We start from the raw sequence: 12675 nt of genomic DNA on the forward strand, positions 1-12675 counted from the left end.
GAACACCGCGGCGGACTCGTGCGACCCGGTCAGAGCTGGCCGGTACCGGGCGCGGTCTGGCCGGGCGCGGTCTGGCCGGGGCGGTCGACGTCACCGCGCCACGCACCGGTCTCGGCTCCCCCGCGCTCCTCGATGAAGGTCTTGAACCGGTCGAGGTCGCCCTGCACGCGGCGGTCGAGGACGCCGAGCTTGTCGGCGACGTTCTCGACGAAGCCCTCCGGGTCGATGTCCATCTGCACCGTCACGCGCGTGTGGCGGTCGTCGAGGCGGTGCACGGTCACCACACCGGCGTGGTCGGGGCCGCTGTCGGAGCGCCACGCGACCCGCTGGTCGGGGTGCTGCTCGGTGATCGTGGCGTCGAACTCGCGCTTCACGCCGGCGATGCTGACCGTCCAGTGCGTGTGGGTGTCGTCGAGCTGGTCGATCCGGTCGACGCCCTCCATGAACCGCGGGAACTCCGCGAACTGGGTCCACTGGTTGTAGACGCTGGTCACGTCCGCCTCGACGTCGACGGACTTGGTGATCGTGCTCATGCTCGGAACTCCCTGCGGTTGAGGTGAACGCGTTGGCGGACGCGGACGACCGGCGGTCAGCGGCGCAGGCCGAAGACCCCGCACAGCACCGCCCAGGTCACGGCGAACACCGCGACCTTGCGCCGTGCCGCGGGGTCGGGCAGCGTCAGGCCGAACACCGCCGCGTCCGAGAGGTCCGCGGCGACGCGCGTGGCCACGGCCGTGCGCAGCGGTCGCCCCGTAGGTGCGAGGACCATCGCCAGGCCGATCGCGGTGTCACGGGCCCCGATGGCGGCGACGAGCGTCCGCACCGGTCCCGGCACGTCATCTCCCCGCGTGGTCAGGCCCGTGGGCTTGGCCAAGATCCGCGGGGACACGATCAACGCGGCGCTGTACGCGGCGGTCACCGCACCCAGCACACGTGTCATGACCACACCGGCACCATCACGGGACATTCCCGTCTCCTCTCGACACGACCGGGTCATCCGCCGCTATAGCGATACCCGAGAAATCGACTCAGAAACGGTTCACCCTGGGATTCGCACCGATTCGGTGACGGTGCGGACGAACGACGCGAGCGCCGGCGACCGGTTGCCGGGCTGCCAGGCGAGCACCGTCGTGACTTCCGGCGCGTCCACGACGGGCACCGCCACGTGCTCCGGCCACTGCCACGCCCGGCTGGACGCGGGGATCACGAGCAGCGTCCTGCCGAGCGCCACGAGCTGCGCGAGCTTCGACTGGGTGCGCACCTCCGGCCCCGGACCGTCCGGATAGGACCCGTCCAGTCGCGGCCAGCGCGCGATCGGCAAGTCCGGCACGTGCTGGACCTCCGCGAGCGTGAGCTCCGCGCGGGCCGCGAGCGGGTGGGCGGCGGGCAGGATCGCCACCTGCCCCTCCACCACCAGGTCCTCGGTGTCGAACCCGGCCAGGTCGTCGTAGGGGCGGTGCATGACCGCCACGTCCGCGCTGCCGTCGCGCAGCAGCCCGGCCTGCTCGCCGACCTCGCACAGCAGCACCTCGACCGGCACCGGGTCGGGCGCGCTGCCGACGGCGTCGAGCAGGCGCTGCAACAGCTCGTGGGACGCGCCGGCCTTCGTCACGAGCACCAGCGGGCGGCGTTCGGCCGCGGCCTGGCGGGTGCGGCGCACGGCGGCCGAGACCGCGGCGAGGACCAGGCGGGCCTCGTGCAGCAGCACGCGGCCGGGTTCGGTGAGGGAAACGCCGCGGCGGTCGCGGTCGAGGAGCTGGACGCCCAGGCGGTGTTCGAGCTGCCGGATCGCGCGCGAGAGCGGCGGCTGGGCGATGCCGAGGCGGTCGGCGGCGCGACCGAAGTGCAGCTCCTCCGCGATTGCGACGAAGTAGCGCAGCTCGCGGGTCTCGACGTCGTGCACCCCGGCCAGCGTACGCGCGCTGATACCCGTGGAGTATCACGAGGTACTGGATCGATCTTGGACACCGTCCGCGGCGGCGCTGAGCATGGGTGGTGTGAACAAGAAGACCGCGCTGGTCACCGGCGCGAACAAGGGAATCGGTTTCGCCATCGCACGCGGGCTCGGGACGATCGGGTTCCGGGTGGCGGTGGGTGCACGTGACAGCGCACGGCGCGAGGAAGCCGTTGCGCGCCTGCAAGATGAGGGCATCGACGCGTTCGGGGTGGCGCTGGACGTCACGTCCGGCGAGAGCGTCACCGTTGCGGCGAAGACGATCGAGAAGACCGCGGGCGGGCTCGACGTGCTCGTCAACAACGCGGGCATCGCCGGCCGCTTCGACGGTGGCGCGCAGAACCCGTCCACACTGGACCTCGACGTCATGCGGACCGTGTTGGACACCAACGTGTTCGGCGTCGTGCGCGTGACGAACGCGGTGCTGCCGCTGCTGCGCAGGGCCGAGTCGCCGCGGATCGTCAACATCTCCAGCACCATGGGGTCGCTGACGTTGCAGACCGGGCCGGTGCTGGCCGCCTACGCGCCGTCGAAGTCGATGCTCAACAGCATCACCGCGCAGTACGCGCGCGAGCTCGCCGGCACGAACGTCATCGTCAACGCCGTCTGCCCCGGTTACGTCGCGACGGACTTCACCGGGTTCAACGCACCGCGGACGCCCGAGCAGGGTGCGGCGATCGCGATCAGGCTCGCCACGCTGCCCGACGACGGGCCGCGCGGCGGGTTCTTCGACGACGGAGGCCCCGTTCCCTGGTGACGCGCTGGGACCGGTCGTCAGCCGCGCCCGCGACCCCCTGCCTCTACCGGCATCTGCAAGTACCACCAACTCAACATCAACAGGCTCGTAGCTACTACCAACAGCACCTCGGGCTCTCCGCGCACGCCGATCGGGTTCGGCGGGTGACAACGGTGAGGACGGCGGTCAAGGCCTTGCGATCAAGTCGGAGGCCCCCGGGGTGAAGGCACTGCCGGCGTTCAGGGAGAGGCTGGTGCGGTGACCGGGCCGAACCAGCGGGCCAGGTGCGCGTCGAGGTCGTGCTGGTCCTCCCCCGCCCACGCCACGTGCCCGTCGGGACGCAGCAGCACGCACGGCGCGTCCACGTCCACGGAGGGATCGGCGAGGAGGTCGACCCGGTCCGCCCAGCCACCGACGCCGAGGCGCCCGGTGCGGTCGAGCAGCAGGCCGCGGCCGCGGTGCAGCCGGTCGTAGAGCCGGCCCTGCGCCACGTCGAGGTCGCGCAGCCGCCGGCCGACCAGGTCGTGGCCTCCTCCGAGGTCGTAGCGCAGGCCGATCGCGGTGGTCTTCTCGGTCAGGTGGCGGTTGACCACGTCGAAGTCCATCAGCTCGGTGAGCAGCCGGCGCAACGCCCGCGCGCCCGGTTCGGGGGACGCCAGCAGCACCTGGGCGCGGGTGCTGTCCAGGACGTCCGCGGCGACCGGGTGCCGTTCGCAGTGGTAGGTGTCCAGCAACCCCTCCGGTGCCCGACCGCGGACCTGCGCGGCGAGCTTCCAGCCGAGGTTGACCGCGTCCTGCACGCCCAGGTTGAGGCCCTGGCCACCGGCGGGCGGGTGGACGTGCGCCGCGTCGCCGGCCAGCAGCACCCGCCCGACCCGGTAGTGCTCGGCGAGCCGGGTGGCGTCACCGAAGCGGGACAGCCAGCGCGGTGAGTGCACGCCGAAGTCGGTGCCGGCGATGGCCAGCAGCGCCTGCCGGAAGTCGTCGAGCACCGGCGGTTCGCCGCGGTCGCTGACGTGCGGGGCGGGGACGACGACGCGGTGGACGCCGTCGCCGAACGGGTTGACGTCGAAGAACCGGCAGGTCCGCCTGACCTCGGCCACCTTGGCGTCGATCTCGTCCTGCGGGGCGCTCACCGCCAGCGCGCCCATCAGCGTGTCGTTGCGCGAGGGCTCGCCGGGGAAGCCGACACCGAGCAGCTTGCGGACCGTGCTGCGCGCGCCGTCGCAGCCGACGAGGTAGCGGGCGCGCAGCCGTTCGCCGCCGGCCAGCTCGACGGTGACGCCGTCGTCGTCCTGGTCGAGTCCGGTGACCGCGCAGCCGCGCCGGACCAGGGCGCCCAGGTCGGCCGCGTGCCGTTCGAGGACGTCGACGACGACCGGTTGCGGCATGCCCAGCAGGTAGGGGTGCGCGGTGTCGAGGCCGGTGGGCGCCGGCTTGTCGATGGCGGCGAAGAACGCGGAGGCCGGTCGGCGGCGACCGCGGTCGAGCAGGCGGTCGAGCAGGCCTCGCATGGCCATCAGTTCGAGGGTGCGGGCGTGCAGGCCGACGATGCGGACGACCGAGGCGGGTTCGGTGTCGCGGTCCAGGACGAGCACGCGCACGTCGTGGAGGCGGAGCTCGGCGGCCAGCACGGCGCCGGTCGGGCCGCAGCCGACGATGATCACGTCGGGGTGGTCGGCGGGGTGGCCGGTGGGATGCATCAGTGGTGCCCTTCGGGAGTGGCTCGGTGGTCGAGGCGCTCCCGGCGACACCTGCGTCAGTCGCCCGGCCGTGACGGGAGGGAGAGCGCCCACGGCGTTGCGGTCATGGGTCTCACCTCCTCGGTCAGCGTCACGTTCGCCGGGAAGCTACAAGCCCGGCGCGTTCTTCGTCCACCGCTTTTGCCGCGGGTGGCGTTCGGCAAGGCCCGCCTGAAGTTCCTCGTCCTGATCCGCTGACACTCGTCAGGGCGAACGGACCGGCGACACCCACGGTATTAAACCGTCCAGCCGGTACAATAAGTCCGTGACTCCTGAGAACACCCCTGCGGCGGCGACGGTGCCGACTCTCTATCGCCGCAGGTGGGCGGCGTTGGTGGTGCTGGTCGGCTCGATGTTGCTGCTGGCCATCGACGGCACGGTGCTGTACCTGGCGGTGCCGTCGCTGACCGCCGACCTGGCCCCGAGCTCGACGCAGGTCCTGTGGATCGGCGACGTCTACGCGCTGGCGCTGGCAGGTCTGCTGGTGACGACGGGCACCCTGGCCGATCGGCTCGGGCGCAAGCGGGTGCTGCTGGCGGGCACTGCGGCGTTCGGTGCGGCGTCGGCGCTGGCGGCGTTCGCGCCGGACGCGGAGATGCTGATCGCGGCACGGCTGCTGCTGGGCGTGGCGGGCGCGACGATCATGCCGTCGACGCTGTCGATCATCCGGAACATGTTCCCCGACCAGGCCGAACGCACCAGGGCGATCGCGATCTGGTCGGCGGCCTCCGCCGGCGGGATGGCGCTGGGGCCGCTGGTCGGCGGGCTGCTGCTGGAGCACTTCTGGTGGGGCTCGGTGTTCCTGATCAACGTGCCGGTGGTGCTGGTGTTCCTGGTGGCGGGCGCGGTGCTGCTGCCGGAGTCGCGCGACCCGCGGCCCGGCCGGTTCGACCTGCTGTCCGCCGCGCTGTCGATGGCCGCGGTCGTGCCGCTGGTGTACGCGGTCAAGCACGCCATCGGCTCCGGGGTGGACCTCGCGGCGGTGCTGACCGCGGTGGCCGGGGTGACCGCGGGCGTGCTGTTCGTCCGCCGTCAGCGGCGGCTGGAGACACCGCTGATCGACGTGGGGCTGTTCGCGAACAGGGCGTTCAGCGGAGCGGTGCTGGCCAACTTCGTCGCGATCTTCGCGCTCATGGGCGTGCTGTTCTTCTTCTCCCAGTACCTGCAGCTCGTGCGCGGTCTGCGCCCGCTCGCCGCCGGGCTGGTCGAGCTGCCCACGACGGTCGCGTCCATCCTGGCCGTGGCGGTGGTCGGCGTGCTGGTGGCACGGCTGGGCACCGGCCGTGCCGTCGCGGCGGGCCTGCTGTTCGCCGCGCTCGGCCTGGCGCTCGTCGCCGTCGCCGAGAGCTCCGACCACGTCCTGTGGCTGGCGGCGGCGCTGGTCCCGCTGGGGCTGGGCATCGGCGTGGCGATGACGCTCACCACCGACGCCGTGGTCTCCGCGGTGCCGTCCGAACGCGCCGGTGCGGCCTCGGCCATCTCCGAGACGGCCTTCGAGCTGGGCGGCGCGCTCGGCATCGCGTTGCTCGGCTCGACGGTGAGCCTGGTCTACCGGGCGGCGCTGGAGCTGCCCGCGGGCCTGACCGGCACGGCACGGGCGGCCGTGGAGGACTCGCTGGCGGCGGCCGTCAACACCGTCCGCGACAACGCGGGCGTGCTGGAGGCGGCACGGGCGGCGTTCACCACCGCCATGCAGGTCACGTCCGTGGTCGCCGCGGCGACCACGGCGATCGCCGCCCTCATCGCCTGGCGCACGATCCCCTCCGGTAGGAAGAGCGGCACCACCACGGCCCCGATCGAGGAGTAGTCCATGCCGCGTGTAGCCGGGCGCACCCCCGAGGACACCCGCCGCGCGCTGCTGGACGCCGCGGGCGTGTGCATCCGCGCCCGCGGCACCTCCGCCACCCTCGACCACATCGCGCGGGAGGCGGGCGTGTCCAAGGGCGGTCTCCTGCACCACTTCGCCACCAAGGACGACCTGGTGCGGGCCCTGGCCCAGGACCTGTTCGACCGGTTCCGCGCCGACGTCCTCGCCGCCGTGGACCCCGCCGACACCGGGCCGGGCCGCCTCACCCGCGCCTACGTCCGGGTCAGCGCCGCCTTCTCGCAGGACCCCGGCAACTTCCGCGACCTGGTGCCGCTGCTCAGCCACCTGGTCGCGATCCCGGAGATCATCGACCTCGCTCGCGACGACACCCTGCGCTGGCACGGCGACCTCGCGGCCGACGGCCTCCCGCCGCACGTCACCGCACTGGTCATGGCCGCGGCCGACGGGATCAGCGCCATCCCGACCTGGCACCACCACCCCGACCGGCAGCCGCTGGTCGACCTCGAGGCCCTCCTGCTGAGCCTCACCACGCCCGGCCCAGCCTGGGAGCACCTCGCCCCGGCGTGAGCGACGGCTCAGGCGACCTCTTCCAGCTCCCGCGGTTCCGCCGCTGCCTTGCCGCGGCGGCGCAGCACGACGACCGCGCCGACCACCACCGCGATGCCCAGCAGCACCCACATCGCGCCGTTGAAGACGGACTCGACGTACTTCGCGGAGGCACCCGCCGCCGAGCCGATGCCGATGTGCAGCGCCGACCAGCACGCCGCACCGGCGACCGAGGCAGGCAGGAACCTGCGGTACTCCAGCTTCGACGCACCCGCCGACGCCGGCACGAGCGTCCGCACGACGGGCATGAACCGGGCGACGAACACCGCCCACGCCCCGCGCCGCCGCAGCAGGTCGCTCGCCTTGTCCCAGTGCTGCCGCCCGATCCTGCGGACCAGCCGGCTGTCGCGCAGCCGGTCGCCGTAGCGGCGCCCGAGGTAGTAGCCGATGCTGTCGCCCGCCACCGCGCACACCGTGACCACCAGCCACATCACCGCGAACCGGGGCACGCTCGTCACCGTCGTCGAGGCGAGCAGCAACGCGGTCTCCCCCGGCGCGAGGAACCCCACGCCGAGCGTGCACTCGGCCAGCGTCAGCGCACCGGTCACCGCCAGCACGGCGGGCTGCGGCAGACCGGCCAGGCCATCGAGGGCGTCGGTCAAGAAGGCCATGAACTCTCCCGCGGCAGGCGTCGGCGCGGTGGCTCGACGGTGGACTTGCGGACAGTTCACCGGAGCGGCCGCTGCGCGCACATCGGTCCGCGGTCTGAAGAGCGGTACACCTCAGGGGGTAAGGGGACCCCCCGAGTGGTGGGGGACGTCCCCGTCAGGTGGATGCCCCGGAACGATCGTTCGCCTCCGAACCGGAGCGCCGGTCAGTAGGCTGGGCGTGCTGTGAGAGGAGCGCGATGAGCTACTCCACCCCGTTCCGGCGCGACGACGGTTTCCACCGCGAGAAGCGGCAGGAGGACACGTCGGTGGTCGCCCAGGCGCGGCAGGCGGCGGAGCAGCTCCCCGCACCTCCCGCGGACGACAGGGTCGCCGCACGGCCGCTGCGGCAGAAGGAGGAGCCGGCTGCCGCTGCGCCGCCCGTGCTCGAACTGCTGCTGCACCACGAGGAAGAGCGCGCGGCGGCACGGGCCTCCGGTGACCTGCGGCTCGCGGCCACCGCGCTCGTCGGGGTCGTCCAAGACCTGGACGTGTTGCTGGACAGCGCGGAGGACCACCTGCGCCAGACCTCCCGCCGCAGGTCGCGGCAACGGGTGCGGGAGGCCATGCCGCACCTCGTGGCGATCTCCGCGATCTCCGCGCTGCCCTGGGCGGAGGTGGGCGAGTTCCTCGACCTGCCACCCGACCGGGTCGCGGCCGTGCTGGACTCGCTGGCCCGGCACGGTGGCATCAGTCCCGCCCAGCGGCAGCGGGCGCTGGAGCAGATCAGGTGGCTGCGCGGCCAGTTGCGGCAGGTGGTGGCCACCCGGGACCACTCGTTGCTCGACCGGCTGCTGGCGTTCGTGTCGAAGTTCGTCCTGCTCGGGTTCGTCGTCCTCGCCTCGGCGGCCTCGGGCGCGTTCGCCGTGAGCGAGTCGGTGCTCAAGGAAGTCGTCAAGACGGGGGTCGTCGCGCTGGTCGCCGCCGCCTTGCAGATGAGCGTGGACCACGTGCTGGGAAAACGCACCAGGCAGGGCCGGCACAGCGCTGCCCGGGACGAGCACGCCGCGCTGGTCTCGGAACTGTCCGCGGCGGAGAGCCTGTGGGAGGCACCCGCGTACGACGGGGAGCACGCGGTCGTGCGCATGCGGGTGGCGGTGCGCATGTGCGCTGTGCGGGTTGCGTCGATTCCGTTGGAGTGGCGGGAGAAGTGGCGCTACTGGGACCTGCTCGACGAGCTCACCGCGGCGCTGGCCGAGGACACGCCGGACCGCCTTCGGGTCGGGCTGAGGAGGATCACCGCGCTGAGCCCACCGGCGTGACGCCCTACTCCGCCGCAGGCTGACCGTCGGCCTCCAGCCACGGCACGACCGCTTGGACGAAACCGTCGGGATTGGTCATGGGCCGTCCGTTCAGGCACGCCACGAGGTGGCCGACGCCGAGCAGCGCGTCCCAGGTGCGGGCCCGGTGGTAGGTCTGCGCGGACACGGCCCTGCGCACGGTGTCCCAGCCGTGCCAGGCCATCAGCGCCGCGTCGATCGCGGGGTCGGCGGGCATGGCGGTGTCCCAGTCGAGGACGCCGAGGAGCTTGCCGTCGGCCGACCAGTGGACGTTGCCGCCGCCGAGGTCGCCGTGCACCAGGGCGTCGGGGACGGGGTCGAGGGCCAGTGCGGCGTCCAGGCGGCGCAGGACCTCGGCCTGCCAGCGCCGAGGCAGGCGGGGCACGACGTCGGTGCCGATGACGTCCGACCAGTGCCTGCCTTCGGCGCGGCCGTCGACCGCGGCCAGCAAGCCGGCGTCGAGCGGTACGGAGCGGACGGCCTCCAGCACCTCGGCGACCTGGGCGGGCGAGCCCTCGCCCTTCGGCAGCGGGGTGCCGTCGAGCCACGACACGGCGACCGCGGTCTGATCGCCGAACGGGGTGACCGGCGTCAGCGGCACCGGGACCTGGAACGGCAGGTCGGCGGCGGCCAGCGCGTGCAGCACGGCGACGCGCCGGGGCATGGTGGCCGCGGCCAGCGGACGCTTGCTGACGCGGACGGCGGCGGTGCCGGGGACCAGCAGCACGCGGTGGACGTTGCCCTCGGTCGCGAGGACGGCCCGGTCGAGGTTGACGCCGGGAAGCAGGGCGGCGGCGATCTCCAGCAGGTCGTCCACGACGGGTGTCCTCCGGGCTCGGGTGTGGATCTTCGACGGTAGCCGGTGCACCCGCTGGCGCGAAGCCGAGTCGTTCGGCGGGCAGCGGGTACCCGCAGGCGTCCGGCCGACCAGGACGAGCCGAGGAGATGCCCACGATGCGCCTGATGCGGGCGGGGAACGTGCCGGTGCGCGAGGTCGTGCTCGGGTTGCGGGAGAAGAGCCTCAACTACGACCCGGCCGAGATCCGGGCGTCCACCTGGCACTTCGACCACCACCGGTTCGTGCTCGGGCAGGACCCGGCGGGACGGCCGGAGGAGGGGTCGCTGTGGTGGCACGCCTGCCGCGAGCTGGGTGCGTACACGTTCACGCCGAAGAAGCTCCTGCGCGCCCACTACGTGCCCGAGGAACCGCTGCTCGGGCGCAACCTGCTGCTCGTGGGCCGGTTCGCGTTCGCCCGGTTCCTGATGGGCGTGCGGATCACCGAGACGGCGTTCGACGAGGACGGTGTGCGGTACAGCTGGGGCTGGAGCTACGAGACGCTGCAGGGGCACCTCGAACGGGGACGGGTCGACTACCGCGTGGTCAAGCACCTGGAGTCCGGTGTGGTCACCCTGGAGGTGAACAGCTACAACCAGGTGAACCCGCGGGCGCACCCGCTGGTGCGGCTGGGGTGGGCGGTGTTCGGCCGGGGCGCGCAGCACCGGTTCTACACGGCGGTCGGCGCGAACCTGCGGGAGCTGTCCGAACGGGCCCGTGAGACCGGGGTGAGCCCGGCCGTGAGCGGGGAGGGCCTGGTGGAGGTGCCGGTCGAGAGCGGGCCGGAGTCGTCCTGGGCGGTCGCCGTGCTGGACGGCGCGCGGGATTCGCACCCGGACGAGGTGGTGGCGCATACCGGGAGGTCGCACGGGTACACGCCGTAGGACGGAAGTGGACGCCGAGGCGGATCGAGGTCGATCGTGAAGGTCGTGATCACCGGTGCGTCGGGGAACGTGGGCACCGGGCTGGTGCGCGCGTTGGCCGCCGACAGCACCCACCACGAGGTGATCGGCGTCTGCCGCAGGCCACCGGATGCCGTCGCACCCTACGCCGCGGTCCGCTGGGTGGCGTGCGACCTGGCCGGCGACTCGGCGCCGGACGTGCTGGAGGAGGCGATGCGCGGCGCCGACGCCGTCGTGCACCTCGCGTGGATGTTCCAGCCGGTGCGCGACGGCGAACGCTTGCAGCGCACCAACTTCAAGGGCACCACCGCGGTGCTCAGGGCGGCGCGGCGGGCCGGTGTGCGGCAGGTCGTGCACGGGTCCTCGATCGCGGCCTACGCGCCCGCGCCGGCACCGGTGGACGAAAGTGCCGCCACGACGGGCATTCCCGGCTCCAGCTACGGCGCGGGGAAGTCCGAAGTGGAGAGCGAGGTCGCGCGGTTCGCGCAGGAGAACCCGGACATCGCGGTGGCGCTCGTGCGGCCGGCGCTGGTGGCGCAGGCCGGTGCGTCGGCGAGCTTCCTGGCGCTGTTCCTCGACCCGGTCGTGCCGCGGCAGCTGTTCGGGTTGCTGCGCAGGGGGAAGCTGCCGTTGCTGCCGCTGCCGTCCTCGCTGCGGGTGCAGCTGGTGGACGCCGACGACGTGGGTGACGCGATCGTGCGGATTCTGAAGACCCGTGCCCGCGGGCCGTTCAACATCGCCGCCGACACCCTCGACGTCACCGACCTGGCTTCCACCGCCGGTGCGCGCGCTGTGCCGGTGCGGCCGGGCATCGCGCGTGCACTGGTGAGCCTGCTGTGGCGGCTGCGGGTGCTGCGGATGTCGCCGGGCTGGTTCGACGTCGGCACGCGTTCGCCGCTCGTCGACACCGCACGGGCGCGCACCGAGCTCGGGTGGGTGCCGCGCAAGTCCAGCGCGGCCTGTGCGCGGGAGCAGCTCGCGGGGCTCGCGGAGGCGACGGCGCTGCCGAGTCCGGCGTTGCGCCGCGACCGGTTCAAGACGGAGTCCCCGGTTTCCTGACCTGGCACAGGGGGATGTGGTGACACGCAGGCCGGCGTGGTTCCTGGTGGCCGCCGTCGTCGCCGGCACGCTGTCGGGGGTCGTCACCCGCAGGCGGTAGCGCACGGCTCCGCGGGGTCCCACCTGGTACGAACGGCGCTACTATCCGGTTCGGTGGATCACAGCCACCTCCGGTGGCGCCGACAGGGAGTGGCCGAACATGGGAAGACCCGAGGAGCCCGGCGCAGGCGGCGAGCAGGAGTCGCTGCTCGTCGGCCGGCCCGGCACGCTGGAACGGCTGGACGAGGCCACCGTCGCGCTGGAGGCGCTGCGCGACGTCTTCGCGCTCGCCGAGCCGCTCGGCGCCGTCCTCGACCGCGTGGCGCACAGCGCCGTCCAGGCCTTCCACGACGCCGACGGCGTCACGATCACCGTGGTGACCGACAGCGGCAGCCACACCGAGGCCGCGACCGACGAGCACCTCGCCGAGATCGACCAGGCCCAGTACGCCGCCGGACGCGGTCCGTGCCTGCAGGCCGCGCACGCCCGTGAGACCGTCCGCGCGGTGGTGGGTGAGCACGAGCAGGTGTGGCCGGAGTTCGAGGAGGCGGCGCACCGCCTGGGCATCAGCGCCCACCTGGCCGTGCCGATGCTGGTGACGAGCACGAACGGCGACGAGCTGCTCGGCTCGCTGAACATCTACAGCGCCACGGCGAGCGCGTTCGACCCGTTCGACGAAGGGGTGGTGCGGCTGTTCACCACTGCCGCGTGCGCGGCGATCACCAACGCCCGGCTGTGGCACGACACCCGTTCCAGGGTCACGCAGCTGGAGACGGCGCTGTTCTCCCGCGCCGAGATCGACCAGGCCAAGGGCATGCTGATGGCGTTGCACGGGTGCAGTGCGGACGAGGCGTTCGCGTTGCTGGTGAAGCGTTCCCAGGAGCAGAACACCAAGCTGCGCGAGGTCGTGCACGAGCTGCTCAGCTCCGTCCGCAAGGCCTGACCGGGTTTCCCGGTGCTGCCCGCGTTCACCGAGGCCGGGTACCGCACGCTCACGCAGGACCTGCCCGGTCACGGCGCACGGTCCACAGAGGACCTCTCGGTCAC

13 protein-coding genes are annotated in these 12675 nt (G+C 72.9%); 7 read left to right on the forward strand and 6 right to left on the reverse strand.

The features are described from left to right. Positions 1-29 precede the first annotated feature (29 nt). From ACZ7CD_RS26835 to ACZ7CD_RS26845, 3 genes are all read right to left on the reverse strand, one after another. Positions 30-533 carry an SRPBCC family protein gene (locus tag ACZ7CD_RS26835; protein ID WP_458431483.1) on the reverse strand — a complete coding sequence of 168 codons (504 nt, stop codon included), beginning with the start codon at positions 531-533 and terminating at the stop codon, positions 30-32. Positions 534-589: 56 nt separating this feature from the next. Further along, the gene (locus ACZ7CD_RS26840; protein WP_360393067.1) at positions 590-940 is read right to left on the reverse strand and encodes a hypothetical protein; all 351 of its coding nucleotides are present in this window, start codon (positions 938-940) and stop codon (positions 590-592) included. Between the two features lie 99 nt (positions 941-1039). Continuing rightward, positions 1040-1903, reverse strand: coding sequence for a LysR family transcriptional regulator (locus tag ACZ7CD_RS26845; protein ID WP_470379950.1), 864 nt, complete (start codon positions 1901-1903; stop codon positions 1040-1042). An 85-nt stretch (positions 1904-1988) separates the two neighbouring features. Between ACZ7CD_RS26845 and ACZ7CD_RS26850 the strand changes: the two genes are divergently transcribed. Next, positions 1989-2711 (forward strand): SDR family oxidoreductase, encoded by a 723-nt coding sequence (locus ACZ7CD_RS26850; protein WP_470379951.1) that lies wholly within the window; start codon positions 1989-1991, stop codon positions 2709-2711. A 218-nt stretch (positions 2712-2929) separates the two neighbouring features. Here the strand turns inward: ACZ7CD_RS26850 and ACZ7CD_RS26855 are convergent, their stop codons facing one another. Next, complete coding sequence (locus ACZ7CD_RS26855; protein WP_470379952.1) at positions 2930-4393, reverse strand: FAD-dependent monooxygenase; 1464 nt, start codon at positions 4391-4393, stop codon at positions 2930-2932. A 391-nt stretch (positions 4394-4784) separates the two neighbouring features. Between ACZ7CD_RS26855 and ACZ7CD_RS26860 the strand changes: the two genes are divergently transcribed. Together ACZ7CD_RS26860 and ACZ7CD_RS26865 are read left to right on the forward strand one after the other, a co-directional pair. Next, positions 4785-6239: an MFS transporter gene (locus ACZ7CD_RS26860; protein WP_470380053.1), complete on the forward strand. Its 1455-nt coding sequence runs from the start codon at positions 4785-4787 to the stop codon at positions 6237-6239. Positions 6240-6242: 3 nt separating this feature from the next. Then, complete coding sequence (locus ACZ7CD_RS26865) at positions 6243-6827, forward strand: TetR/AcrR family transcriptional regulator (RefSeq protein WP_360393053.1); 585 nt, start codon at positions 6243-6245, stop codon at positions 6825-6827. 8 nt (positions 6828-6835) lie between these two features. Here the strand turns inward: ACZ7CD_RS26865 and ACZ7CD_RS26870 are convergent, their stop codons facing one another. Then, a complete protein-coding gene (locus ACZ7CD_RS26870; RefSeq protein WP_470379953.1) occupies positions 6836-7477 on the reverse strand; it encodes a DedA family protein in 642 nt (213 codons plus the stop codon). Between the two features lie 236 nt (positions 7478-7713). Here ACZ7CD_RS26870 and ACZ7CD_RS26875 point away from each other — a divergent pair, with 236 nt between their 5' ends. Then, the gene (locus tag ACZ7CD_RS26875; RefSeq protein WP_470379954.1) at positions 7714-8775 is read left to right on the forward strand and encodes a hypothetical protein; all 1062 of its coding nucleotides are present in this window, start codon (positions 7714-7716) and stop codon (positions 8773-8775) included. A 4-nt stretch (positions 8776-8779) separates the two neighbouring features. On the opposite strand, the gene ACZ7CD_RS26880 is transcribed toward ACZ7CD_RS26875, so the two are convergent. Continuing rightward, the gene (locus tag ACZ7CD_RS26880) at positions 8780-9610 is read right to left on the reverse strand and encodes a phosphotransferase family protein (protein ID WP_470379955.1); all 831 of its coding nucleotides are present in this window, start codon (positions 9608-9610) and stop codon (positions 8780-8782) included. Between the two features lie 128 nt (positions 9611-9738). Here ACZ7CD_RS26880 and ACZ7CD_RS26885 point away from each other — a divergent pair, with 128 nt between their 5' ends. The 3 genes from ACZ7CD_RS26885 to ACZ7CD_RS26895 all read left to right on the forward strand — a co-directional run bounded on the left by ACZ7CD_RS26885 (position 9739) and on the right by ACZ7CD_RS26895 (position 12571). After that, entirely contained in the window at positions 9739-10512 is a 774-nt protein-coding gene (locus ACZ7CD_RS26885) for a DUF1990 family protein (protein ID WP_470379956.1), read from the forward strand. 36 nt (positions 10513-10548) lie between these two features. Then, complete coding sequence (locus tag ACZ7CD_RS26890; RefSeq protein ID WP_360393039.1) at positions 10549-11589, forward strand: NAD-dependent epimerase/dehydratase family protein; 1041 nt, start codon at positions 10549-10551, stop codon at positions 11587-11589. Between the two features lie 199 nt (positions 11590-11788). Then, complete coding sequence (locus ACZ7CD_RS26895) at positions 11789-12571, forward strand: ANTAR domain-containing response regulator (protein WP_360393037.1); 783 nt, start codon at positions 11789-11791, stop codon at positions 12569-12571. Positions 12572-12675 lie beyond the last annotated feature (104 nt).

The organism is Lentzea sp. NPDC036949, assembly GCF_055608075.1.